This window comes from Marinobacter sp. F4206, from assembly GCF_019392195.1.
Taxonomy (GTDB): Bacteria; Pseudomonadota; Gammaproteobacteria; order Pseudomonadales; family Oleiphilaceae; genus Marinobacter.
The window spans coordinates 24,368-47,001 of sequence record NZ_JAHXKI010000004.1; the positions used below are offsets into that span (position 1 = coordinate 24,368).

At 57.7% G+C, this 22,634-nt stretch carries 24 protein-coding genes; 15 read left to right on the forward strand and 9 right to left on the reverse strand.

Features of this window, described 5'->3' with window-relative positions; genetic code table 11:
- Nucleotides 1–94 precede the first annotated feature (94 nt).
- The 3 genes from KZO34_RS16095 to KZO34_RS16105 all read left to right on the forward strand — a co-directional run bounded on the left by KZO34_RS16095 (nucleotide 95) and on the right by KZO34_RS16105 (nucleotide 2,218).
- Nucleotides 95–871, forward strand: a complete 777-nt coding sequence (locus tag KZO34_RS16095; RefSeq protein ID WP_219477880.1) for a glutamine amidotransferase-related protein — start codon at nucleotides 95–97, stop codon at nucleotides 869–871.
- 453 nt (nucleotides 872–1,324) lie between these two features.
- A complete protein-coding gene (locus tag KZO34_RS16100; protein WP_219477881.1) occupies nucleotides 1,325–1,711 on the forward strand; it encodes a DUF4345 domain-containing protein in 387 nt (128 codons plus the stop codon).
- A 156-nt stretch (nucleotides 1,712–1,867) separates the two neighbouring features.
- On the forward strand, nucleotides 1,868–2,218 hold the full coding sequence (locus KZO34_RS16105; protein WP_219477882.1) for a RidA family protein: 351 nt from the start codon (nucleotides 1,868–1,870) through the stop codon (nucleotides 2,216–2,218).
- A 41-nt stretch (nucleotides 2,219–2,259) separates the two neighbouring features.
- Here the strand turns inward: KZO34_RS16105 and KZO34_RS16110 are convergent, their stop codons facing one another.
- Both KZO34_RS16110 and KZO34_RS16115 read right to left on the reverse strand, forming a co-directional pair.
- A complete protein-coding gene (locus KZO34_RS16110; RefSeq protein WP_257900490.1) occupies nucleotides 2,260–2,844 on the reverse strand; it encodes a hypothetical protein in 585 nt (194 codons plus the stop codon).
- A gap of 219 nt (nucleotides 2,845–3,063) precedes the next feature.
- On the reverse strand, nucleotides 3,064–3,966 hold the full coding sequence (locus tag KZO34_RS16115) for a LysR family transcriptional regulator (RefSeq protein WP_219477883.1): 903 nt from the start codon (nucleotides 3,964–3,966) through the stop codon (nucleotides 3,064–3,066).
- A 138-nt stretch (nucleotides 3,967–4,104) separates the two neighbouring features.
- On the opposite strand from KZO34_RS16115, the gene KZO34_RS16120 reads away from it, so the two are divergent.
- The 4 genes from KZO34_RS16120 to KZO34_RS16135 all read left to right on the forward strand — a co-directional run bounded on the left by KZO34_RS16120 (nucleotide 4,105) and on the right by KZO34_RS16135 (nucleotide 6,765).
- A complete protein-coding gene (locus KZO34_RS16120) occupies nucleotides 4,105–4,845 on the forward strand; it encodes a nitroreductase (RefSeq protein ID WP_219477884.1) in 741 nt (246 codons plus the stop codon).
- Between the two features lie 47 nt (nucleotides 4,846–4,892).
- The gene (locus KZO34_RS16125) at nucleotides 4,893–5,315 is read left to right on the forward strand and encodes a hypothetical protein (RefSeq protein ID WP_219477885.1); all 423 of its coding nucleotides are present in this window, start codon (nucleotides 4,893–4,895) and stop codon (nucleotides 5,313–5,315) included.
- A 184-nt stretch (nucleotides 5,316–5,499) separates the two neighbouring features.
- Entirely contained in the window at nucleotides 5,500–6,255 is a 756-nt protein-coding gene (locus KZO34_RS16130; RefSeq protein ID WP_219477886.1) for a hypothetical protein, read from the forward strand.
- A gap of 15 nt (nucleotides 6,256–6,270) precedes the next feature.
- On the forward strand, nucleotides 6,271–6,765 hold the full coding sequence (locus tag KZO34_RS16135) for a gamma-glutamylcyclotransferase family protein (RefSeq protein WP_219477887.1): 495 nt from the start codon (nucleotides 6,271–6,273) through the stop codon (nucleotides 6,763–6,765).
- Here KZO34_RS16135 and KZO34_RS16140 read toward each other — a convergent pair.
- Nucleotides 6,762–7,817 (reverse strand): M14 family metallopeptidase, encoded by a 1,056-nt coding sequence (locus KZO34_RS16140; RefSeq protein ID WP_219477888.1) that lies wholly within the window; start codon nucleotides 7,815–7,817, stop codon nucleotides 6,762–6,764. The genes KZO34_RS16135 and KZO34_RS16140 overlap by 4 nt on opposite strands.
- Entirely contained in the window at nucleotides 7,799–9,283 is a 1,485-nt protein-coding gene (locus KZO34_RS16145; RefSeq protein ID WP_219477889.1) for a hypothetical protein, read from the reverse strand. The genes KZO34_RS16140 and KZO34_RS16145 overlap by 19 nt, the downstream gene beginning before the upstream one ends.
- Before the next feature lie 169 nt (nucleotides 9,284–9,452).
- On the opposite strand from KZO34_RS16145, the gene KZO34_RS16150 reads away from it, so the two are divergent.
- Nucleotides 9,453–10,376, forward strand: a complete 924-nt coding sequence (locus tag KZO34_RS16150) for a M14 family metallopeptidase (protein ID WP_219477890.1) — start codon at nucleotides 9,453–9,455, stop codon at nucleotides 10,374–10,376.
- A 374-nt stretch (nucleotides 10,377–10,750) separates the two neighbouring features.
- On the opposite strand, the gene KZO34_RS16155 is transcribed toward KZO34_RS16150, so the two are convergent.
- Genes KZO34_RS16155 through KZO34_RS16165 form a run of 3 tightly spaced genes read right to left on the reverse strand, consistent with a single transcriptional unit; the run spans nucleotide 10,751 to nucleotide 13,840 of the window.
- Nucleotides 10,751–12,172, reverse strand: a complete 1,422-nt coding sequence (locus KZO34_RS16155; RefSeq protein WP_219477891.1) for a hypothetical protein — start codon at nucleotides 12,170–12,172, stop codon at nucleotides 10,751–10,753.
- Complete coding sequence (locus tag KZO34_RS16160) at nucleotides 12,169–12,600, reverse strand: hypothetical protein (RefSeq protein WP_219477892.1); 432 nt, start codon at nucleotides 12,598–12,600, stop codon at nucleotides 12,169–12,171. The genes KZO34_RS16155 and KZO34_RS16160 overlap by 4 nt, the downstream gene beginning before the upstream one ends.
- A gap of 55 nt (nucleotides 12,601–12,655) precedes the next feature.
- Nucleotides 12,656–13,840: a hypothetical protein gene (locus KZO34_RS16165; protein WP_219477893.1), complete on the reverse strand. Its 1,185-nt coding sequence runs from the start codon at nucleotides 13,838–13,840 to the stop codon at nucleotides 12,656–12,658.
- 249 nt (nucleotides 13,841–14,089) lie between these two features.
- Here KZO34_RS16165 and KZO34_RS16170 point away from each other — a divergent pair, with 249 nt between their 5' ends.
- The 7 genes from KZO34_RS16170 to KZO34_RS16200 all read left to right on the forward strand — a co-directional run bounded on the left by KZO34_RS16170 (nucleotide 14,090) and on the right by KZO34_RS16200 (nucleotide 20,182).
- A complete protein-coding gene (locus KZO34_RS16170; RefSeq protein WP_219477894.1) occupies nucleotides 14,090–14,518 on the forward strand; it encodes a DUF4399 domain-containing protein in 429 nt (142 codons plus the stop codon).
- Between the two features lie 57 nt (nucleotides 14,519–14,575).
- Entirely contained in the window at nucleotides 14,576–14,953 is a 378-nt protein-coding gene (locus tag KZO34_RS16175) for a nuclear transport factor 2 family protein (RefSeq protein WP_219477895.1), read from the forward strand.
- Nucleotides 14,954–14,988: 35 nt separating this feature from the next.
- Nucleotides 14,989–15,912 carry a glycine betaine ABC transporter substrate-binding protein OsmF gene (gene osmF / locus KZO34_RS16180; protein ID WP_374706541.1) on the forward strand — a complete coding sequence of 308 codons (924 nt, stop codon included), beginning with the start codon at nucleotides 14,989–14,991 and terminating at the stop codon, nucleotides 15,910–15,912.
- Nucleotides 15,913–15,945: 33 nt separating this feature from the next.
- Nucleotides 15,946–17,103, forward strand: coding sequence for an ABC transporter permease (locus KZO34_RS16185; RefSeq protein ID WP_219477896.1), 1,158 nt, complete (start codon nucleotides 15,946–15,948; stop codon nucleotides 17,101–17,103).
- A gap of 21 nt (nucleotides 17,104–17,124) precedes the next feature.
- Nucleotides 17,125–18,072 carry an ABC transporter ATP-binding protein gene (locus tag KZO34_RS16190; RefSeq protein WP_219477897.1) on the forward strand — a complete coding sequence of 316 codons (948 nt, stop codon included), beginning with the start codon at nucleotides 17,125–17,127 and terminating at the stop codon, nucleotides 18,070–18,072.
- Nucleotides 18,072–18,815 (forward strand): ABC transporter permease, encoded by a 744-nt coding sequence (locus KZO34_RS16195; RefSeq protein WP_219477898.1) that lies wholly within the window; start codon nucleotides 18,072–18,074, stop codon nucleotides 18,813–18,815. The genes KZO34_RS16190 and KZO34_RS16195 overlap by 1 nt, the downstream gene beginning before the upstream one ends.
- A 104-nt stretch (nucleotides 18,816–18,919) precedes the next feature.
- Nucleotides 18,920–20,182 (forward strand): MFS transporter, encoded by a 1,263-nt coding sequence (locus tag KZO34_RS16200; protein WP_219477899.1) that lies wholly within the window; start codon nucleotides 18,920–18,922, stop codon nucleotides 20,180–20,182.
- 25 nt (nucleotides 20,183–20,207) lie between these two features.
- On the opposite strand, the gene KZO34_RS16205 is transcribed toward KZO34_RS16200, so the two are convergent.
- Together KZO34_RS16205 and KZO34_RS16210 are read right to left on the reverse strand one after the other, a co-directional pair.
- Nucleotides 20,208–21,374, reverse strand: coding sequence for an ADP-ribosylglycohydrolase family protein (locus KZO34_RS16205; RefSeq protein ID WP_219477900.1), 1,167 nt, complete (start codon nucleotides 21,372–21,374; stop codon nucleotides 20,208–20,210).
- Between the two features lie 54 nt (nucleotides 21,375–21,428).
- On the reverse strand, nucleotides 21,429–22,544 hold the full coding sequence (locus tag KZO34_RS16210; protein ID WP_219477901.1) for a MipA/OmpV family protein: 1,116 nt from the start codon (nucleotides 22,542–22,544) through the stop codon (nucleotides 21,429–21,431).
- Nucleotides 22,545–22,634: the final 90 nt, after the last annotated feature.

Below are 22,634 nucleotides of genomic sequence, written 5' to 3' on the forward strand. Positions count from 1 at the left end.
ACTGAATATCCGACCAACCTGTCCGACGCATCAGTTCGTGTGGCACTTAACCGCCTGAACTGATGGGGCGGGCGCTTTGAACTGGAGAATCCGGATGACTTTGAAGATAGGCATTCTGGCCACCGGCATCACGCCGGATCCATTGATTGGCGAGTTCGGTTCCTTCGCCGACATGTTCCAACGCTTGTTCAAGCAGGCCGGTCAGCAATTTGATTACGTCAACTTTGACGTGCGTGACGGCGAGTTTCCCGAATCCGCGACCGATTGCGACGGCTGGATTGTGACTGGCTCAAAGTCCAACGTGTATGAAAACCTGCCCTGGATGCAAAAGCTCAAGGTACTGATCCGCGACATTTACCAGGCAGACCGCCCGATGCTTGGCATCTGCTTTGGCCACCAGATCATTGCCGATGCCTTCGATGCATACGTACACAAGTATTCCGGCGGTTGGGGAGTGGGGCTGCACGAATACGCCCTGACCAGAGAGGTAGAGGGCCTGGACCTGAGTTCAACGAAATTCACGCTCAGCGTGATGCACCAGGACCAGGTACTGGAAAAGCCGGACGCAGCCGAAGTGATTGCGGAATCGGCTTTCTGCCCGTACGCGGTGCTCCAGTACGACAACCGGATACTGACGTTCCAAGCGCATCCGGAATTCGATGTAACCTTTGAGACCCGCCTGGTGAAGCACCTTCGCGGCCAATCCGTTCCGGAAGCCGACGCAGACAAAGCGCTTGAAGGGCTTTCAACACCAGAGGCCGCGACAGACTCCATAGCGATCGCCAACTGGATGGCGGGATTCCTGATGCGCGACAAAAAAAGGGCCAGCAACACTGCCAAAGCCGAAGAGGACACTGCGGCAACCTGCTAACGCGGTAAATCACAACTGCTTCAACAGAAAGCCGGCCTAAAAGCCGGCTTTTTTAATAAAGGTGTGCTAACGGGTCGTCGCCGCCGGCTCACACGTTCAATGGAATTAGTCATAGCGGAACCGCCCCACAGGATACGATGCGACAGTGTGCCTCGCTTTATCCGGTGATCTTTAGCGATATTCATCATGATAGTTGGCCCGCACACCACAAAGATCCAGTCGCTGAAAATACCCGATCCAACAGTACTGCAATTTCGTGTGCTGTTTCCTCTGCTATCTGTCCGGGATAGTGCGGGCTATCATGTGGCTGTTGCAAATTGGAGAGCTAGTGATTGATTGGCAGTTCGTTCCGTCCCTAGAGGGCCTCCACCGGAGCGGTTTGACACGTTGCGCTCCGCAACCCGGCCGCTGAACATTGGCGTTCGTGCTCACAAGCGAGACTTTATCCAGCACATGAATATGAACAAATTCCTAGTAAATATCACTGCCACGATTTTTGCTTTGTACGGCCTGGGGTTCGTATTCGCGCCATCTCAGCTTTCTTTTTTGGTTACAAATGCTGTCCCAACAACCGCGGCTGCATTAACCGATATGAGAGCCACATACGGTGGCATGTCGATAGCAGTTGGCATAGTGCTATTCACCCTCGCTTCAAAACAAGAATCAATCCGACTTGGGTTAGCTGCCATTGTATTTCTAATGCTCGGCATGGCTTGTGGCCGTGTCGTAGGGCTCGTTATCGACGGATCAGAGAATCCAATCATGTACGTCTATTTAGCCCTTGAAATAGGGGTAGCAGGAGCTGCTTTGTTTTTACTGAGTCGTAGCAGGAAGTCATGAGCACTAACAACCCAATGCACGGGACTTTCGAGACAAATGTCATCTGCACCCGCTCGGGCAGTTCGTAACCGTGGCTCCACAGCGTGGCACTATCTGTGAGAAGCTGGTGAGCGTAAAAAACTTGCATTCATCCCATTTCCCAATCAGGCGACAGCAATGACTATTGAGCGTATTTCCACCAATAACCGCATGAGCAAGATCGTGAAACACAATGGCACCGCTTACCTTTGCGGTCAGGTTGCCAAGGACAGGAACGGTGACATTCATACCCAGGTAACCGGGATGCTGGAGAAAGTGGACGAGTTGCTGGAGAGCATCGGTTCCGGTCGCGACAAAATTCTGTCAGCAACGATCTACCTTGCTGATATGGCTGACTTCCAGGCCTTAAACGAGGTTTGGGATAACTGGGTGCCTGAAGGCGAAGCTCCAGCAAGGGCCTGTGTGCAGGCGCAGATGGCGTCTCCGGAGTTGCTGGTAGAAATTTCGGTGGTGGCGGCGACTTCCTGAACCGGCCGCTGTTGCCGGACACGTGTCCACCGCTGCGCGGCCTATTCGATCGGGGCCTGGCGTTTCTGGGCGTCTTTTCTTGCATCCTCGAGAAACGACTCAACGGTCTCGCCCGGCGTCAGCAACTGCTCCTCAATCATGTTATCCCGCCACTCTGATTCGTCGAAAATACAGCGGTAATGATTGGGAAATTCGACATAGAGTCGTTTGAAATATTCCCGCGCCAGAGCCTTGTTTGGCTCCAGCTTTCGGGAGTTCAGAACCGCCATGTTATAGAGCGCCGCGGCACGGACACCCTCTTCCTGGGACTCATCCTGGTAAATGGCACCAAGCCGGTCCATCACTTCATCGTAACCACTGACCCGGTAGTTCTTGAGAATCTCCACCGCGGGTTCGAGAACCCGGTCCTCACCCTGGGTGCAGGGCGAGTCGGCATGGTCAGCAATATAACGGTCAACGGCGCGCTCCACCTCATGCTGGTGCTCGTACTTCTGCTTCTGTTCGTACACAACCCCCGTACCAACGGCAGTCGGGATGGTTCCGGGCATGCAGCCCGTCAGCAGTAATGACGTCAGCATCAACGCCGACAGATCTGTGGCAACAGCCCGTAAATTGGCAAAACTCATGGCATCTTTCCCTGACCGTAGTGAATGTTCCGTTCGGTAATCGCGCCATTAAAACACGACACTTGCTTCGGAAACGTGAGATTTGTTCGAAATCATCGAAATCATCGGCACAGGGTAAGCGACCGGTCATCATGCCCTGTCAGGTATAGCCGGCTTCCCGGAAGCAGCCCGTTATCATTAATGCCGGTGACGTTTTCAGGGGTGATGAAGGTCAATTCTTCAAATACTGCCCTTCGTAACCTGCGCGAAACGTGTCGCCAGGAAATCGATAAACACTCGCAGTTTATGGGGCATGAAGTCAGTTCCCTGAAAGAGGACGAACACCTCGTGCGGCGGCCGGACCTGGTCCGGGAACAGCTCTTCCAGAACGCCGTTCGCCAGGTCCTTGCTGATCAGGTAATCCGGTAACAGGGTAACGCCCATGCCCAGCTTGGCCGCCTGGTAAATGGATAGCACGTCGTTCACCACCAGCACTTTGTGGGATTCGGGCACCTCCGGGGTTGGCAGCCTATTCATATGGCGCTTTTCGATGTCGGGCAAATGGCTGCTGTAAATAATTTGGTGCCGGCCCAACTCCTCCAGCGATTGCGGGTATCCGCGTTCGCGCAGGTAACCCGGTGCAGCGCACAGCACGAGGCGGGAAGCGAGTAACCGTCGTGATTTCAGGCGCGAATCCTTGAGATCCCCGATACGTATGGCGAGATCCAGATCGGATTCGACCAGATCTTCGTGCCGGTCGCTGAGGGTCAGGTCGAACTGGATGTCCGGGTAATGTTGCGAGAAGTCGGCCAGTGCGGGCAGGAGCTGGGCGTTTGCAAAAGCGGGCGTCGCAGTGATTCTTAGTCGCCCAACGGGCTTGGCGGTAAGGTTTTGCAGCATGCGCTGGGTGGTTCGTTTTTCCTCTTCAATCCGCCGGCAGGAATCAAGGTAAACCCGGCCAGCCTGGGTCAGGGACAGAGAGCGGGTGGTGCGATTGAGCAGTCGAACGCCCAGGGCCTGTTCAGTCTGCTTGAGTTGGCGGCTGACCGCCGACGTGCTCACTTTCAGTTGATCGGCCGCGCCTCTGAAGCTCCCCGCCTCCACGAGGGTCAGGAACAACGCTTGCTCTGTAACGGCTGACATGGGATTCCTTATTGTTGCCTATTTCGCAACAGTATATTGCCTGAAGTACTGTTTATTGCTACCAGTGGGATTTCTATACTGCTCGCTCACAGTCCGAGTTCACTCGGTGACCCGATGAGTCAGCCGGAGAGAGGCCCCATGGAACTGATCAATGCCTTGAACCATCGCCGTAGCATTCGGCACTTCCAGAGTATTCCGATTCCTTCAGGCGTAATGGGCCGGGTCCTGAAGCAGGCTCTGAAAGCGCCCAGCAGCTCCAATGCGCAGCCCTACCGCCTGGCCGTGGCCAGCGGCTCCGTGCGCCGGGCCATCAGCGACGAACTGTGTGAACGTTTTGACCGGGCTAACAGGGTCAGCCGCATGCCTTTGCCCCTGAAGCTCTGGCATGGCGCGACCGGTAAGGTGTTACCGGACGGCGACTACAACCCGAATGTGAAGTATCCCGGGGAGTTGCACCAACGCAAATTCGAGTGTGGCATGGGCCTGTATGAAACCCTCGGCATTGACCGGGAGGATTATGCGGCGCGGGACCGCCAGATGCGGCGCAACTTTGAGTTCTTCGGTGCTCCCACGGTGATTTTTGTCTATGTGCACGACAAGCTGGGCCGTTACAGCGCCCTGGATGCGGGGATTTTCCTGCAATCGTTGATGCTGGCAGCCGTGGACGAAGGCTTGGGTACCTGCACCCAGGCTGCCCTCGCCATCTGGGGCAGTCCCATTCGCGAACGCTTTCAGATAGAGGCAGACTACAAGTTGCTGTGCGGGGTCTCTATCGGTTACCCGGCAGAGCATCCAGTAAACGAGTTCCGGCCGGTGCGACGCGACGTGGAGGACATCCAGCTGAGGTTGCGCAACACCGCAAGCCGGGCATCGGGATAGGCATCAATACAGGCAATCGCAAGAAAACACGGTAGGGAAACACAGTCATGCTGGAAATTATTCTGTTGGTTAACACCCTCTGGTTTGCAATGGGCTTTCATGCCTTCTCAATTCGCCACAGGGTATTTGCGAAAATCATGGTGCCCAGGGAACACAGGGATACACCCGTCTTCGATATTCTGGCGGAGTCGGGCAGATTTCTCGGTGGTTTTAATTTCGCTTTTGCTGTCTTCAATATTCTGTTGTTAACCAACCTGGACCAGTTTCCGGGCGACGCTCAAAGGTCGATCTTACTGTTGGTCTTCGCTGTCGCTCATGGATCACAGTTTGTTTTTAATGTGCCGATTGCCATTCAGAATCGGAGTGGTGGTGGGGCATGGCAGATTAAAGGCATGATGCTTTTTATCTTCATCACGGATTTCGTAATGATGGCGTTGAACCTGGCTGCAGCTGCTTTTTACGCCATGTAGAACGATTGACAATGCGCTTGTCCAGAAGGAGTCGGCTCATTCAGCAGGAAGAACGAGAAAAATATAAGAATGCGTTGTTGGCAGTATTGCTAAGAGATACAGATCGAAACTTCCTTCTGATCCGCGAGTCGAACTAGACGAATGAGCAGCGGGCAAGGTGGTCATGTCACTCCAAGACGAGAAAATGAGCTCATCGAACCGAACGTTTATAGCTGTCTGTAAAATATTCTACAGGCCGGTTTTTCGTCGATCCGCCCGTCAGGTTCTGAAGGGGCGACTCCTTGATCTCGAAGAGCCGCAAAAGGGAAGGTGGCTTGAATCTGACATTAAGGAGTATCTCAAGCAAACATGGGCTCGGTCTGACTCGTTGATGCCCATTGCAGAGCTCGACAATTTGCCAACCTACGGTAATCGTCAAACTGTATTTCTGGCGGTAATCACGACCGCAGCCTTCCAAGAGATGATAGCGCGTGGAGTGCCTTTGGAGTACGCCAAGACACTGGTGGGCGATTTAGGCTGGAAAGTTTATAACTGGATGCTAACGGCCGTATCCCTTCCTTTTCGTGTCACTAGCCGCGACCCGGCAACACGCATCGAGAGGACACTCCGGGCGCTCATGGTTTTTCCTTTCAGTGCGCCCGGTGCCCCGGGGTATGAAGTAAAAGCCTGGACCGAAGGACCTAATACCTATACGCACTGGTCCCACTGCCCACCGCAAACCTTTGTTCGTCGTGTGATTGAATTGAATGGCGACCAAGGCGAGCTCGATGCTTTCTTTCAGTCCTGGTGTCTCTATGATTGGCCGGGTGCTGATGTCCTCGCCAGCGATGGTCGGCATGGGCATTACAGTCGTCCACATACTCTCTCCCGGGGCGATTCGGTTTGCGATATGTGCTGGCATGGTTGCGCGAAGACTGTTGAGGAGCGAAGGCACCGTTAACTGATTGGAGACACGGTGAAGTATTTTGCTTACGGATCAAACATGTCCCTCCCAAGATTGAAAGAGAGGGTTCCCAGTGCTGAGCGAGTCGGTAGGTTCGTGCTTGTTGAGCACTCTCTCCGGTTTCATAAGTGGAGTAGAAAAGACGGATCTGCAAAATGCGACGCGCTGTTCACTGGAAATAGCGATGACTACGTCATTGGTGCACTGTTCGAAATATCGGCTTTCGAGAAAGGCCCGCTAGACAGGGCCGAGGGATTGGGCTTCGGCTATGAGGAAAAGCGGGTTAGGGTAACGGATGTGCAGGGGAATTGCCTCCAAGCTTTTACCTACTGTGCAACCGATACAGACCCATCCTTGCTGCCTTACTCCTGGTATTTGCATCACGTTATACGCGGTGCGGAAGAAACAGGGGTTCCAGCCGACTATCTGGATGCCGTTTCAGCCACAGAAAGCCAGGAAGATCCCGACCGAGAAAGAGATGCGAGAGAGCGGGCAATATACCGTTAAAAAATAGGTTCGCCCGTTGCCTTGACCGCATAGAACAGGCAATCACTCTTCGCAATAACCGGGTTGGTGGTGATCATGAAGGCTTTGATGGCCTGGGCCGGGTAGATCTGCCCATCCCTGACTTGAAGAACCTGCTCCATGTTCTCGGTCCGGTTGTGGCTGATCGCTGTCAGTATGCCAAGGCCTTTTTCTCCAACCCATCCCAGCGGCTCATCAGGGGAAACAACCCCAAAATTGCGGTGTTCGATGTCCGGCGGAAACGTGAGGTCAGCCTGCCCGCTGGGCTCAAGGCGGTATTCAACGGTCGCTTCGGGCGCCAGCTCCACCCGAATCGGATTTCGCAGTACGGAGACGTTCCACTCCGCCTTTTCCAGCGACAATACGTCTGGTCTTGAGGCATACCGAACCAGCCCCTCGTACGCCAGTTGATGAGCGTGATCATCCTGGGCTCCACCACACTCGATGGTCACCGTCGGTACCTCCTGTTCAGAATATTCCATCAGCGCACCCAGACGTAGGTCCGTCATTATGAGGCGATCGGTGTAGAGCGAGGTCAGCGCCTGGTGTGCGGCGTCATTGGTGATGCTCACAGCGAAGGCCGGGCCAGTGCCTGAGGTGTTGTGCATGTCCAGCAGGCATTCAGGTTGCGCCTTGCCAAGCTCTGCCAGCATGGCTTGTGCGATGGCACCTTCCTCTCCCTCGAAGGGTTCTTTGAAGCACCGGTTGAGGTCGCGTCCTTCTGGCAGCTGGCGAAATGAAAGCGCAGGTGGGATTTTTGCGGGATAGACGCCTCCGAGCAGAAACAGCATGTTGACCTCGGGCGTGTGCTGCTCCAGTAGCCACTGGTGAAGGGCGAACAGACCCGAAGGCTCATTGCCGTGAATAAGGGTTGCCATGGCCCGTGTACGGGAGCGATCGCGACCGGCAACATGAATAACCGTGGGCTTGTGCAGCCGGTCCAGCCACTCTAGCGGTGAACGCCCCAGCGTCCGGGGGGAAGGGTCATTCAGATAATCAAATACGTTCGATTTGCTCACGGTGACAGTGTCCATTCATGCACCGGCATGTTTTTCTTCTGGTTGGCCATGTAAAGAGACAGCATACTCCGGAACGCCTCGTCGGGGCTCAGGGACCTCAGAAAAGACTCGGTGATGTGTCGCTGCCACCGGGCGCCCGACACGTTGTTTTCAATGCGGCCTTCGATGATTCCCAGCAGGCGTTGAATTTCCGTCTCGTCCACGGCTGTTTTTTTCAATGCTTCCCGGGCGCGCGGCAGTAGCTCACGGGCCACGGTCAAGAGGGGCATATCCTGCAACTGAACCTGATCCTTGTGCGGCCAGATGATCTCTGCGTCGATGCCATATTTGGCTGCGCGGTAGAAATTGTGTTCGGTGTAATGGAAGGGGAGTATCGACGTCAGGTGGCGGATGTCATCAAGCACGGCGAGCGCAGCCCCGATCACGAACAGTCCGTTCGCACACATATCAACGGCAGTCGGCCCTGCCGGCATCGAGCGAATCTCGATGCGCAGATGACCGCCGTCTGCGTGATCAAAGATGGCCCGGTTCCAGGGCCATGTGGTGCCCTGGTGCAGTCGCATCTCGGCCAGTTTCGGCACCTCCCCACGGTCAATCACGGCCATGGGGTCTTCCTCCGACATCAGTGGAATGATGGGGGGATACAGTGATGCGGAGGCCGCAAACAGTTCCCAGGCGCTGCGTACCCAGCCATTCCCGTAATAGACCCTAGGAGGATGGCGCCAGGTTTTATAGTTAGGGGATCGGCTGTCGATGGATTGCTTGAACAGGGCAATGCGGGTTTCATCCCAGAGGTGGTGGCCAAACAGGCTGGGCGAATTGCTGGCCAGAGCCAGGACAATCGGCGTGACCAGTTGGACCGCATTGAAATAATCAGCAAAACGATGGGCAGGGACGCGCCAGTGCAGCTGGAACGAAGTGTTGGCGCCCTCCATGGTGACATCGTCGGCCTCCAGATCTATGACATCATTGCCACCGATGTGGATGCTGAATGGCTCACCTCGTTGTTCAAGCAGTGCTTTGGACAGGGCATGGTAGCGGGGCTCGTCTGTCATCACCTCCGCGCTGATATCGGACTGGCGTAGTGTGGGCAGAATGCCGATCGGAACCAGTTCCCCATTCAGTGGTGCCGCGTGCTGGTTGATTTTTCTGATGGCAGCGAGCAGCTCCTGCTCTGTTCTGGCAAACGGGGCTCCCTTGAAAGCCTGGGGGCTGAGGTTGTATTCCAGGTTGAAGCGGTTGAGCTCAACGGTCAGTTGGGGGTCCTGAACCCTGGCGGCGATCTCCGTGTTGATGGGTTGAACGCACAGGTCCGGATTTACGATGTAGAACTCGACCTCGGCACCAATGGAACTCTGGCCCTCGCCAAAGCCGGGCCGGTTCAGAAGACGAGTGAGCGCTTTAAGGTCCGTCCGGACCTTGGCAGCAAAACGCTCAAACTCATCCGCCGAGAATTCCGTTTTATTGATCGACAGTCCCACGGTAACGTCGTCTCTAACGCCAACTTACTTTGATAGTAGTGGAAGATGCGCCCGGCACCAGCCCAAGAATACTTAACTGTGGCGGTATGGAGCCTGTTCAAAGAGGAAAGCGCCGCATTGATGCTAGAATGCCCGTCTGCATCCGCCATCACTGGAGAAAATAATCGATATGAACACGGCTTCCGCCCCTTATCCAATCGGTACGCCCGGCACGCCCTGGGGCGATGTTGAACGTGCCGAGTGGTTGTCACGACAGACCCGTCAACGCAGCTACGAGTCCGAGGTGTTGAGCGTGATTGAGCGCCTGCGCTCGGGCTTTGATGTGGAAGAGTATGGTCGTCTGAACTATGGCACCGACACCTATCCGCTGATGGCGATCCGCAGCCCTGACTGGCGGGACGATCTGCCTGTCGTGCTGATAACGGGCGGGGTACACGGTTATGAAACCAGCGGTGTACACGGCGCGCTGCAGTTCGTCGATCAGCATGCGGCGGATTACGCGGGCCGCGTCAACCTGCTGGTCGCACCCTGTGTCAGCCCCTGGGCGTACGAGCGCATCCATCGCTGGAACGCGAACGCGGTTGACCCGAACCGCTCATTCTGCGCTGACAGTCCGGCTGAGGAGTCGGCGGCACTCATGCGACTGGTGGCGCCCGTCGCCGATCGTGCACTGCTGCATATCGACCTGCACGAGACCACCGATACCGACGAAACCGAGTTTCGCCCTGCGCTGGCCGCCCGTGACGGCAAGTCGTTCGAGCCCGGCGAGATTCCCGACGGTTTCTATCTGGTTGATGACAGCGAGAGCCCACAGCCTGAATTCCAGCAGGCGTTGATCGAGGCGGTGGAGCAGGTCACTCATATCGCTCCGGCTGATGACAACGGCGAGATCTTCGGCTCACCGGTGGTCGCTCGGGGTGTTATCCAGTACCCGCTCACACACCTGGGCCTGTGCGCCAGTATCACCAGAGCCCCCTACAGGACGACCACCGAGGTCTATCCCGACAGCCCTCGTGCGACCCCCGAGCAGTGCAATGCCGCTCAGGCTATCGCAGTGTGCGCGGCGATCGACTATGCGCTGGCACGCCAGTAGGGAAGGGCTACTGGTGGCAGGCATGGGGCTATTTCCTGCTGATCTTAAGTGCAGGTATTGGCGGACGCGTATGGGCGGAACATCGTCATCCAGGGTTGACCGCTGAACGACAAGATATTGAAAACCACCAGAACGCAAAGGCCTGGGATAAGGCGCTTGCTCCGCTGATGGCAGTGAGTATCAGTTATCCCATGGTAATTGTGGCAGGGTTGGACCCCGGGATTTACTGAGAGAGTAGACTCTAAGGAGCACATCCATCTCCTGACACTTCGCCCCAGCCGACGTTGCCGTATGCGGCCGGAGTGGAGTGTATGATCATTATGAGCGTTCAGACCCTCAACGCGCTTCCCCTGACCTGCGCACGGAGATTCCAGTCACTCCGTGATTGGCTGTGAAAGGATCCACAGGCTCAGCACAGTCAGTCCGACCATGCCAATCGTCATCGGGACCTGCGTGAGCGCGGCGCGCCGCGCGTCTTTGAAGAGCTGAAGTGCGCGCCGGTGTGCGACCAGAACGGAAAGCGCGTGCCCCGCGATCAGTGCCGTGAAGGCTACCCACCAGATGTGTCTGGTTCCGATGACGCTGATGTCGATGGACCAGTTCCGCGTACCGAAGAGGTCCCAGCCCAGGCCGAACGGATCCGACGCGGCGGGGAAGATTAGCTGGCCGGCGATCAGCAGGTATGAGACATAGTGCGAGAGATGGTAGGCGACTGCGATGGGCAGGAGCGTACCGACGAAGGCTCGCGCGAGCTGACCGATCGTGAGTGTGCCGCCGGCCAGCGCCCGCATCAGCACGATCAAAAGCCAGTAGGCGCTGTAGAAGGCGGCAATGGTCGCCAGGAGGCCAATGGTGCGAATGACCTGAATCAAATCTGCGCCCTGACCGCGCAGCCACAGCAGCGGCGCTCGCAGGAACGGCGAGTTGCTCACGAAATCCAACACGCCGGCCCAGACGGGGGTCTCGGACAGGCCATCGAAGAGCACAATCCCGATGAGCCCCGTGACCAGCGCCACTTCGCCGCCAACCGGCGCTGACCTGCTGAGCAGGCCCTCGCCCGGTGGACGCACGCGCACTGCAGTGCCGCTGGCCACCGACAGCGGCGCGACCCGGCCAAGCACCGCGAAAATGCGGCTCAGGGGGTCTGCGACACGGAACCACTGTTGCCCGAAGGCGAGCCCGCCGAGAAGCGCGACCACGAGATAGGTCATCACGAGCAGGCCCACCGTGTGCGGATCTTCCGACCAGTCCGATACCAGCTCAATCCAGGCGATCGCCAGCAGCCCTGCTGGCGCCATCAAGCCGGCGGCCCACGGAAGATTGGCCGAACTGCTCTGCCACGGCCGACCGACCGCCCATGTCGAGAATGCCGCCAGTCTTCGAAAAGGGTCGATCTGCGGCCAGAGACAGACCACCAGGGCTGAGAACAGCACGAATCCTACCCACCAGATCACCCAGACCCAGACAGTCGCGAAATTGCGCATGGCCTCCTGCGGTCCGAAGAACGCTGCACCGAGCAGGACGGCGAGCACCAGCAGGCCGACAATGCCCAGCACCGTGGAAAGCGCGCGGCCAGCTTTGGCGGGGATCGGAATGTCCAGATGCATTGGGCGTGACAGCCCGGTACGGAGAAAGAGTAGTGCGCCGAGAAACGACGCCGCCACTGCCATCCCCGCTGCGGCAAGATACAGGCTGAGTGGCAGCGGCAGATCGTAACGGGCGCCAAACGCATGAGCGTTGACCTGCGACGCTGCCAGAACCGCCGTCGTAGCCACCGCCACCTGCCAGCGTGTCACTCAGGCCGAACCTCAAGGTAGGCGAGTGCGCTGTCGGTGCGGCCCAGAAGGTCTTGCATCCCGTGCGCCTCAATTGGGAAGCGGCCCGTATGATTGGCGCGAAAGCTCATGACAACCGGCGCCTCGCCGTCCACGACTCCTGACAGATCGTATCCGTGAAGGTGCAGTTCAACGCCAACCGGCGCGTGCAGGACCAGCCGGACGGTCGCGCCCTGGCGGACCACAATGGTGCCGACCGGCCCCTTCCCGAGTGTGCGCTCAATCACGGTCACTCCGCTATCTGTGGTCTTGCCGGCAGGCTCGGGTACGGTCTTGAGCCCCTTTTCAATCGGCTGATGGTCGGTTGTTTCATGCGCCCAGCCGATCCCTGTCGACGCAAAAAGGAGGAGGATGCCTGTCATTGCGACCGCAAGTTTCTTCAGATACATCGCCACCTCCGGAAGAGTTGCCGCGGCGCTGTCGATCCGGCGCCGCGGCATTCGCCTAGTGTCCGGCCAGGTGGTTCCACTCCGGCAATAGCGTGAGCGAGTTCGGATTAAACCCGGCATTCTTGAGGGTGTCCATGGAGGCGACTACCTCGCCGCGCTCAAGATCCACCACCGAGACCGAGCCGTCACTCATATCCGGCAGGTTGATGAACGAGTTCTGGACGAATCCGTACCGGAAGTCAGGCGTGAATCCGACGTGGTGTGCACCGTCGGCCGTGGCGACCTGCTTCAGCAACTTCGGTTTGGTCGGGCCTTCCGAGATGTCGAAGATATGCAGGTGACCCGGTTTCATGGCCGTCGTCACGTACATACGATCAGGGTTCTTGTCGTCGTTGAAGTAGATCTCAAGCGGCACAGTGGCACCATGCTCTGCGAAGTTGAAGATCGTCTCCCGACCGAACTCCTGCGAGTCCGTGTCCCAGACCAGCGCCTCGAGCGTATGACCGAACATGTTGGTCACGATCGCTGTCGCCGGCTCGGCACCTGGCACGAAGAACACCTCGACGGGCGCGACCTTGGACGGCGACTCGGCATCCGTCATCTTGATTTTGCCAAGCGGCTTGAGGTCAGAGGCACGCACCACCGAGACGAACTCGTCCGGGCTGGTCAGATCCGGCGTGATGGTCGAGGTGACCAGTATGCGATCGATCGCAGTATTGACGGCTAGGCCGTGCGGGTAGGTACCCGGCAGATCAATCTCGCCCACCACTTCGTCGCTCGCAACGTCACCGACGATCACCTTGCCAGAGCCCATGCAGGTCAGATACCAGCGCTCGTTCGCTTCGTCCAGAATCACGTCCTCGGCCACGTTGCATGGCGGCGTTTCAATCGTGGAGAGGCGATAGGGATTCTTCGTGAGATCAAGAACCTGAAGCGCAGGCTGTTGCAGACCGGTGATGTAGGCCTTGCTCATCGTTCGGTCGTAGAAGATGTGGTGTGCGACTGTTGCCGGGTCGATTGGAATATCCGATACGATTTTTCCGAAATTCGGACTCTCCGGATCGACATCGACGATCGCCAGGCCCTCGCGTCGAGCTGTTTCACCAGATAACTTGAGGCTCTTGAGTTGGTCGGCGGGCTTACTCTCGTAATTCATGACTGCCAGGATTTCGGCCGTCACTGGGGCGACTGGGACGATTGCTGCCAAGGCAGCAATCGTCCAGGGGATTGCGGTTTTCATGATATGCCCTCCTGAATGGGGCACGACTAACCTGAGACAACCCCAGGCAGTCTCATAGAAGTATATAGCTCTCGCTGGCCGGGAAAGCAAAGCTCCCCACCGTCCTCGGCAACCAAGGAAAACCGGCAATCCGGAACAGATTGATTTTATACACGGAGAGTAGCGTGGGAACCTGGCGGGAAGGGTCGGGTAACGATCCCTCATTTCCTCACTATACTGACATTTGACGAATGTAGAGGAGGACGTGAAATGAAAAGGATCGCAATCGTTTTGTTTTCAGCTTTGGTGTTCGCGCCAGTCAATGCGTTCGCTGAGAGCATGACTTCAGAAGCCCCTGCAAATGCCGAAGTGTATTTCGTTGAGCCAAGCGATGGTGCGACGGTCGGGGGAACCTTCAAGGTCGTGTTTGGCCTACGGAATATGGACGTCGCGCCTGCGGGTGTCGAGAAAGAGGGTACCGGACACCACCATTTGTTGATTGATACTGAGGTACCGTCTGATTTGAGCCAGCCGCTTCCAGCCACCGATCAAATCAAGCATTTCGGTGGTGGACAAACAGAGACCGAGCTTACGCTGCCGCCCGGTGAACATACCTTGCAGTTGTTGCTGGGCAATTATGCGCATGTGCCGCACAGTGATCCGGTTGTCTCTGAGCAGATCACTATCACGGTGGAATGATTGAGTGTGGGGCTGGGGTATTGAGGATAGTCCCCGGCCTTGCAATGGAGTTGATTGATGCAGCCTAAAGACATCGTGGCGCAGTTCATTGCGGGGATTAATGACCAGCGTTTTGATGACGCAAAGGCCTTGCTGGCTGCTGACGGCTTCGAATACGTGGGCCCGAATATGCGTTTCCTTAGCCCGGATGACATGCTGGCCTACCAGTTCGGTATGGCCGCTATCCAGAAAGACCTGATCATCCGTCAGCTCAGTGCTGACGGAGAGCATGTGTTCGCGATTCTGGATTACCGGACCCACTTCGAGCCGATTGGGGATGTTCGGCTCGCGGTCTGGTTCCGGGTCCGGAACGACAAAATCCAGACGGTTGAAACCTTCTACAATGCGGCAGTGGTCGAGAACATGCTGGGAGGCAACTTACCATCAGCCGAATGAGTAAAAACAGAAACATACGCCAACGACCAAGAGGAATGGCCGTGCTTCCTATTTTCCGATTGCGCCGCGCAGCGGCATTCGTTTTTATGCTCACTGTCGGGCCGGCAATGGCCGCTGATCCGGTGGTGGTGTCGTCCAAGATCGATACCGAAGGTGCCGTGCTGGGCCAGATGGTGCTCCAATCCCTGGAAGAGGCCGGTATTCCGGTCGAGAACCGCCTCCAGCTGGGGGCAACCAACATTGTGCGTAATGCCATCAAGGCTGGCGAAATAGACCTCTATCCGGAATACACCGGTAATGCAGCCTTTTTCCACGATCAGGCCGATCGGGATTTCTGGAGGGATCCAGACCAGGCTTATGAGCAGGCGGCCAGCCTCGACAAGAAAGCGCACAACATCATCTGGCTGAAACCGGCTGAGGCCAACAACACCTGGGCCATGAGTGTGCGTGGAGATTTGGCACGGGATAATGGCTTGCAGACGCTGGAAGATCTCGCGAACTATATCAATGACGGCGGTGCGTTCAAGTTTGCTGCCAGTGCCGAGTTTGTCGAATCAGCCAGTGCTCTGCCGGCTTTCCAGGAGGCTTACGGTTTTAACCTGGAGTCTGACCAGTTGCTCATCCTCTCCGGCGGCAACACCGCGGCGACGCTCAGGGCTGCTGCGCTGAATGACAACGACGTGAACGGCGCTATGACCTACGGCACCGATGGCGGCCTTAATGCGCTTGATCTGAAGGTGATGGAAGATACCCTGGGGGTTCAACCGGTCTATCAGCCTGCGCCAATCGTACGCGCTGAAGTGCTGGAGACGTACCCGAAGATCCGTGAGGTACTTGAGCCCATCTTTGAATCCCTGGATCTGGAAACCCTCCAGCGCCTGAACGGACAGGTGGCGGTGAACGGTGCGCCGGCCGACAAGGTGGCCCGGGATTACCTGGACTCCCTGAACCGGGACTGAGGTTTGCCAGCTACCCCCAGAATTTCGATCAGGATGGGCTCGAATCGCGTCATTCCGGTGCTCGGGGTGCTCGCCCTGATACTGGTGTGGGTTCTTGACCTGGGCACCATTCAGCCAAACCGAATCGTCCCGGGGACTGGTCACAGCCTGCTGTCAGCGGTAGGGGGGATCGGCGCCGGGCTGGTTTCGCTGGTCCTGTCGGCGTCGGTTCTGCTGTCCGTCATGCCATTGCGTAGCCGTTACCGGCTCCTGCTGGGCCTGGTCGGGCTTGCTCTTTCAATGTTGCCCCTGTTATTGCAAGTCTTTGCCACCCGGCATCTTCCGGAAGGCTCACCTTACGCGCGTTCTTCGATCGGGGCGGGATTCTGGTGCCTGTTGTTCCTGCTTTCTCTGATGTTGATCGAAATCCTCGGGCGGCTTAGCACCCGGCGAGGACTGCAGCTCATGCTCCTGGTGTTTATCTCAGGAAGCTGGCTGGTACTGTTACGCGGCGATGGCCTGGAGAGTCTGTCTCTGGTTCGGGAATTCAGCGCCCAACCCGACAAGTTTGAGCAGGCACTCTGGACCCACCTGGCGCTGGCCCTTGGCGCGGTGACCATCAGTGCGGGTCTGGCTTTCTTGCTGGCTTTCAAGATGATCCGCAGCCCCGCCTGGCAGCGGCCCATTCTCGGCGCCGTCAGTTTTCTGCAAACCATTCCCAGCCTTGCGGTTTTTGGTTTACTGATTGCACCTCTCAGTGCCCTGGCGTCTGCGTTCCCATTTCTGCAGGAGCTGGGCATTCGTGGCATCGGCTGGGCGCCGGCATTGCTGGCGCTGGTTGCCTACAGTCTGCTGCCCATGGTGCGCAATACCTTTGTCGCCCTCACGGAAGTCCCCGAGAATCTGGCCGATGCCGGCCGGGGGATGGGCATGAACGAGCGTCAGCTGTTTTTCCAGCTCAAGTTACCCTTGGCGTTGCCGGTTATCATCGAGGGTGTGCGGATCACCACGATTCAGGCGATCGGCCTGACCGCAGTGGCTGCTCTGATCGGCGCCGGAGGCTTTGGCGGTTTTATCTTCCAGGGGCTGGGGCAGGCGGCGATGGATCTGGTATTGCTCGGTGCCTTACCCACGATAGCGCTCGCTCTGCTGGCCGATGCGTTACTCACGATGCTGGCGGCCAGCCTCAAGCCGACCCCGACGACGGCCTGATATGGAAAAGGATGTGTTCGGATGATCGAACTGAAAAATGTCACCCGGCGCTTCGGTGAAACCGTCGCCGTGGACAACATCAACCTGACCATCGAAACCGGTGAGGTCTGCGTGCTGGTGGGCAGCTCCGGCTGTGGCAAGTCCACCACACTGCGCATGATCAACCGATTGTTGCCTCACAGTGCCGGCGAGATTCTGGTGGATGGTGAGAGCATCACCACCATGAATCCGGAACAGTTGCGGCTGAACATGGGGTACGTCATCCAGGGGACGGGGCTGTTCCCGCACTGGACCGTGGCCCGCAATATCGCGATGGTGCCCCGGTTATTAAAGTGGCCCGGGGAACGGATCGACGCGCGGGTCCACGAGCTGATGACCTTGCTGGAGCTCGATCCGGCCACCCACGCCAGTAAATACCCCCAACAACTGTCCGGGGGCCAGGCGCAGAGGGTGGGTGTCGCCCGGGCACTGGCGGCGGATCCCAACATCCTGCTGATGGATGAACCTTTTGGTGCGCTGGATGCGATCACCCGGGAGAACCTTCAGCTGGAGATGCTGCGTATCCAGAAACAGGTCCGCAAAACCACCGTTTTCGTGACCCACGATATTGATGAGGCCCTGAAACTGGCCACGCGTATTGCTGTTATGGATCAGGGCCGCATTATCCAGCATGACACGCCTGAAAGTATCCTTCGGCGCCCCGCGTCTGACTTTGTTGAAAATCTGGTCGGCAAGCAGGATCGCGGCCTGAAGTTGATGAGTCTGCGAGCAGTACGGGATCTGATGACGCCTCATTCGGATCCAAAGCGGTCGGAACCCGGTGCGAACGCGCTCAAGGAAGAGGACAGCTTGCGCCTGGCGTTATCTGTAATGCTCTGGAAGGATCTGAGTGAGGTGGCCGTGTTCAACGCACGAGGGCAGGAGACTGGCGTGATTACCCGCGAACGTCTTATTCAGGAAGGTGCCTGATGCGCGTATGGTTGCCTCCCGTATTGCTGGCCTTTCTCCTGTGCGGGTTGAGCGCCGGCATGCCAGTACTGGAGCCGTTGTTTCAGTGGGTGCAGCCGGACAAGCAGCGGGTCATTTACGACCGGGAAAGCTTTCTGTTCCTGTTACAGCATCATCTGCTGCTGGTTGTCGTTTCTGCGGCTATAGGCACAATCGCGGCGGTTGCCGGCGGGATTTTTGCAACCCGCCCATCGGGCCGCGATTTCCTGCCGCTGGTCAGTCAGGTGGCGTCTATCGGCCAGACATTCCCTCCGGTAGCGGTGCTTGCGCTGGCGGTGCCGGTCCTAGGATTCGGCGAAGCGCCAATTCTCTTTGCGTTGATCCTGTATGGCCTGCTGCCCATTCTGCGCAATACTCTGGCGGGCCTGGAGGGTATCGATCCGTCGGTACGGGAGTCCGCGCTGGGGATGGGCATGTCCCCGGCACAGGTGCTGATGCAGGTCGAGCTACCTTTGGCGGGCCGGGTAATCCTCGCCGGCATTCGAACCTCGGTAACCATCAACATTGCTACCGCGGCCATCGGATCGACCATCGGCGCGCGTACCCTGGGTGACCCGGTGATTGCCGGGCTGGTGAATGGCAACACCGCCTACGTGCTGCAGGGGGCGATCCTGATCGGTTTGCTGGCGCTTACCGCCGACAGCCTGTTTGAGGCGTTGGAACGGACCTGGGACGGTCGGTTCTCGCCGCAGGCGGCGGTTTGATACGCGTTACCCGAAAATGCCCTGGTCTTTTTCGACACAATCCTTGTTGGTGCTCTCGTTGATGTCTACGCTGACAAAGTTGGCGAACGCATGGAGCACGGCGCATGAAGTTTCCTTCAAGCACAGCGTTTGCGCTCTTAGGGGCGGCACTGATCGCGATCAGTTACGGGCTCGCGCGCTTTGCTTTCGGCTTGTTCGTTCCCCCGATCCGCGCCGAGTTAGAACTGACGCCGGACGTAATCGGCATCATCGGCGCGCTGCCGCTGATCAGTTTTGTGTTCGCCTCACTCGTTGCTCCCTTATCCGCTGATCGTCTGGGCGCTCGCAACACGGCGTTTCTGTCTGGTGTCTTTGGTACCGTTGGGCTGGCGTTGATAAGCCAGGCGGTTGGTGCTGTATCCCTTGGGGTGGGTGTGGTTGCCTGTGGCATCTGCACTGGCCTGATGATGCCGGCCCTGACCGCTGCCATGCAGGCGCTGGTGAAGCGCTCCCTGCACGGGCGGGTGAGCTCGGTGATGAACGCGGGCACCAGTATTGGCGTGATTGTTTCCGTGCCGACTATTATCTTCCTGGCCGGCGCCTGGCGTTATGCGTATGCGTCCTTTGCTGTCATAGCGGTGATCGGAGTGGTTGCCACCTGGTTTTTCATCCCGTCGGTTTCCCGTGTTATGCCGGCGAACGCCGCCCCGCCACCCCCTGTCAGCGCACAGCAGTGGTGGCGCCTGTTCCGGCTCTCACTGTTTGCCTTCATGATGGGCTTCGTCTCCGCCGCTTACTGGATTTTTGCGCCAGACCTGGTCGTCAACCTCGGTGCCCTGGCGTCCGATGCAACCGGTTGGCTGTGGCTGGCGGTTGGTATTGCGGGTCTTGGAGGTGCGGTGGTGGCTGACCTGGCTGATCGCAACAACCCGCCGATTACCCAGGCGTTGATGTTGATGATGCTGTCCGCGAGCCTGGCATTGCTCGCCGCCAGTCCGGACAATCTGGCAATCGCGGCATTCTCCGCGCTGGTCTTTGGTCTGGCCTATATGAGCCTGACCGGGCTGTATCTGATGACGGGTATCCGCCTGTTGCCAGGCCGGTTGTCCATGGGGCCAGTGCTGCCGTTCATGGCTGTTTCGCTAGGTCAGGCTACCGGTTCGCCCCTCGTTGGTCTGCTGGTGAACGAATTCGGCTACTCTGATGCATTTGCCATGTTCTCCGTCGCTGGCATTCTGGTGGCAATCCTGTCGCCTCTGTATCCGCGCTACCTAGAGCAGGAACCCCAAGAGGAGTTGGAGGAAGAAACCGGCCTCCAGGCAGCTTACGACCACCAGCTTCTGGACGAAAGTGGGGAACCTATCGGGCCATCCTCTTCAACGAGCTGATGACTCCCTGACGAGGGTTCTGCCTCTAAACCAGCGCTTCCAGGTCAGCAAACAGGTCAGCGCCATCTGTTACTCGTGCGAGCCAGCTTAGCGGGACGCCCTTCTCATGCCCAACCCCGTGTATCGCCGCCATGGCTGGCCCGATGATCCAGGCTCGACCGCACGAGTCGCCGCCACAATGGATATTTGCCCGTACCGCCTCGGTAAAGGATTGAGCCTGACTGATTATGTGAAAGCAGACTGGCATCGCCTCATGGAGATAGCAGGTGCGGCCAAACGTGTCTCCGGCTTTAACCGGATTGAGAGCGGTGTCAGAGATGGCTGCAGCCAGGTTCTTTGGGTCCGGGGCCAGTTCGGAGGCGGCTTCAATCGCTTCCGAAGGGGGAGTGCCCAGAAACAGTTCTTCCAGAAGCCTGGCCGTACAGCGGGCCCAGGCGACGGCTTCATCGTTATTGTTGGTGACCCGCACAGCGGCTTCGACGCAATCCATCAAATCACGTTGCCCGAGATAACAGGCGACCAGGGGAGGGAGCTTGGACACGGCGGGTAATTGCATGTCGTCGGCGCCGCTGTCTGGCTGCAAGTGCCCATCGATGGTTTCGGCCAGCAACACGCCCGCTTCCTGAATTCGGGATTCCTGATAGGTGAGGTTGATGGCTTCACGAACGGGTGCCGCCAACTGGTCACCGCTTAGCCTGCGGGTGTAGGGCAATACCTTCTGCACCAATATGCGTTTCTGCTTTTCCGACAGGTCCGTTTCGATTGACGAGAAGGCCAGCTCGATGGCCTTTTGCTCGGTGGCGACCAGATTGTTCAGGGTGCCTCGGGTGGGGTTATCGATAAAGCCCTGCCAACCTCCGCCAGGGCCGAAATGGTTCACAAAGCGGCGCTGATAATCGCGAATATTAAGCTCGCCTTTGTTGGCGAGAAGGCTGTCGGTGAGCACTTTCGTTGCAGCGCCGTAGTGGCTGATGTCACCCGGAATTTTGCCTTCATGGGCGAAATAACCGAACACACCTTCGAAGTAGTCCGCCCGGGGCGGGAGAAATTCGGGGTATCGGCCGCCGACTTCGGCTATCCGATCGCTGTTGTACAGCCAGTGCAGTCCCAGACTGGCGGCGTCTGCCACCCAGCCACCGGCGATTGCCGAGATCACTTGTGTACGTCTGTCTCCGGGCAATTTTTCAGTCATGTTATTCACGCTTGAATAAGTTGAATGGGAAGGGCCGCTGAGGTGCCGGGCTCTTCAAAAGGAATAGGTGACCGCGCCAAACCCTTTGATTAGCCCATCATCTTCAACTATCGGGCTATCGGTGATGTCGCTGCCCAGCTCCTCCATGGCCACGCTCATGACGATGCGCCAGCTTTCAGTCAGCTCGTAGAAGGCACCTACGCCCACCTCGAACGTCACGGTGTTCCCCACATCATAGGCCGGTCTGCCGGCAACGGCTGCCGAGGTGGGCACGCCAAAATCGTGGTTGGCCAGTTTGCTGCTCAGCCAGTTAACGCCAAGCTCAGGTGAGAGGCGCAGGTTGCCAAACTGGAATCCCCTCGACGCCTTTATCACCGCGGTGCCACCACCGATCTGATCGAGAGCATCGTGTTCATAGCCTAGATCAAATTCCAGTCCGTAGGGCGCCTCATAAACGAGACCCAGACCGGCCATCAGCGTGCTGTCGCGATCCCCCAATCCGCGCAGGAATTCGCTGTCATCTTCTTCATAGGCGCCAACCCGATACGAGGCGGTAACCGCGAGGCGAAGGTCTTCACTCCCCACAATGCCGTAACGAATGTTTGGCCCGATCCACTGAAGGCGCTCGCCGAAGTAGGTGATGGCTGGTATTGGTTGAAATACGTTGGAATCGGAGCCCACATAGGGGCTGCCGCGACCGATCACACCCAGGCCTACACCCCATTGCCCGAACTCGCCGAGAACACGATATAGTTCGATGTTGAGTGAGGCCATCTCCTCCTCACGAACGGTGAAGGCCGCGTTCCGGAAGCTGGGCGGGCCCTTGGGCTGATAGTTGTTCGAAAGGCCCACCGGCTCGCGCGGGATGCCGATAAAGTTCTTGTCCAGCGCACCGTTGTCGTTCTCGTCCAGATAGGCGAGGACAGCGATCCTCCCGGTCGGGACATCGGGGATGACATAACGTTCGCCGGGCTGGATGGGATATCGGACCTCCCGCCTGGGGTTGCGAAAGTCGCCGAAGGCGTCCGGATCGTCGTAGACCTGCAGAACCAGCGTACCCTCTGCAGGCAGGTTGCGGACCTGCACGGAGAGGTCAGCGGCGCGCACGGCAGTTGCACTCAGCAGAATCAGGAAAAAAAGTGAAGATAGCGTCACGCCGGGGGTTTTCATAAGACAACAAACCTTGAATCAGTGAGTCTGTCGGAATACGACCGGGGCATATAATCGGATGGCCCCGTCGATCCATGCGATTTGTACGGA

Coding starts and splice junctions, on each gene's coding strand:
- KZO34_RS16095 (WP_219477880.1), top strand. CDS start 95: ATGACTTTGAAGATAGGCATTCTGGCCACCGGCATCACGCCGGATCCA.
- KZO34_RS16100 (WP_219477881.1), top strand. CDS start 1,325: ATGAATATGAACAAATTCCTAGTAAATATCACTGCCACGATTTTTGCT.
- KZO34_RS16105 (WP_219477882.1), top strand. CDS start 1,868: ATGACTATTGAGCGTATTTCCACCAATAACCGCATGAGCAAGATCGTG.
- KZO34_RS16110 (WP_257900490.1), bottom strand. CDS start 2,844: ATGAGTTTTGCCAATTTACGGGCTGTTGCCACAGATCTGTCGGCGTTG.
- KZO34_RS16115 (WP_219477883.1), bottom strand. CDS start 3,966: ATGTCAGCCGTTACAGAGCAAGCGTTGTTCCTGACCCTCGTGGAGGCG.
- KZO34_RS16120 (WP_219477884.1), top strand. CDS start 4,105: ATGGAACTGATCAATGCCTTGAACCATCGCCGTAGCATTCGGCACTTC.
- KZO34_RS16125 (WP_219477885.1), top strand. CDS start 4,893: ATGCTGGAAATTATTCTGTTGGTTAACACCCTCTGGTTTGCAATGGGC.
- KZO34_RS16130 (WP_219477886.1), top strand. CDS start 5,500: ATGAGCTCATCGAACCGAACGTTTATAGCTGTCTGTAAAATATTCTAC.
- KZO34_RS16140 (WP_219477888.1), bottom strand. CDS start 7,817: ATGGACACTGTCACCGTGAGCAAATCGAACGTATTTGATTATCTGAAT.
- KZO34_RS16150 (WP_219477890.1), top strand. CDS start 9,453: ATGAACACGGCTTCCGCCCCTTATCCAATCGGTACGCCCGGCACGCCC.
- KZO34_RS16160 (WP_219477892.1), bottom strand. CDS start 12,600: ATGTATCTGAAGAAACTTGCGGTCGCAATGACAGGCATCCTCCTCCTT.
- KZO34_RS16165 (WP_219477893.1), bottom strand. CDS start 13,840: ATGAAAACCGCAATCCCCTGGACGATTGCTGCCTTGGCAGCAATCGTC.
- KZO34_RS16170 (WP_219477894.1), top strand. CDS start 14,090: ATGAAAAGGATCGCAATCGTTTTGTTTTCAGCTTTGGTGTTCGCGCCA.
- KZO34_RS16175 (WP_219477895.1), top strand. CDS start 14,576: ATGCAGCCTAAAGACATCGTGGCGCAGTTCATTGCGGGGATTAATGAC.
- osmF (WP_374706541.1), top strand. CDS start 14,989: ATGGCCGTGCTTCCTATTTTCCGATTGCGCCGCGCAGCGGCATTCGTT.
- KZO34_RS16185 (WP_219477896.1), top strand. CDS start 15,946: ATGGGCTCGAATCGCGTCATTCCGGTGCTCGGGGTGCTCGCCCTGATA.
- KZO34_RS16190 (WP_219477897.1), top strand. CDS start 17,125: ATGATCGAACTGAAAAATGTCACCCGGCGCTTCGGTGAAACCGTCGCC.
- KZO34_RS16195 (WP_219477898.1), top strand. CDS start 18,072: ATGCGCGTATGGTTGCCTCCCGTATTGCTGGCCTTTCTCCTGTGCGGG.
- KZO34_RS16200 (WP_219477899.1), top strand. CDS start 18,920: ATGAAGTTTCCTTCAAGCACAGCGTTTGCGCTCTTAGGGGCGGCACTG.
- KZO34_RS16205 (WP_219477900.1), bottom strand. CDS start 21,374: ATGACTGAAAAATTGCCCGGAGACAGACGTACACAAGTGATCTCGGCA.
- KZO34_RS16210 (WP_219477901.1), bottom strand. CDS start 22,544: ATGAAAACCCCCGGCGTGACGCTATCTTCACTTTTTTTCCTGATTCTG.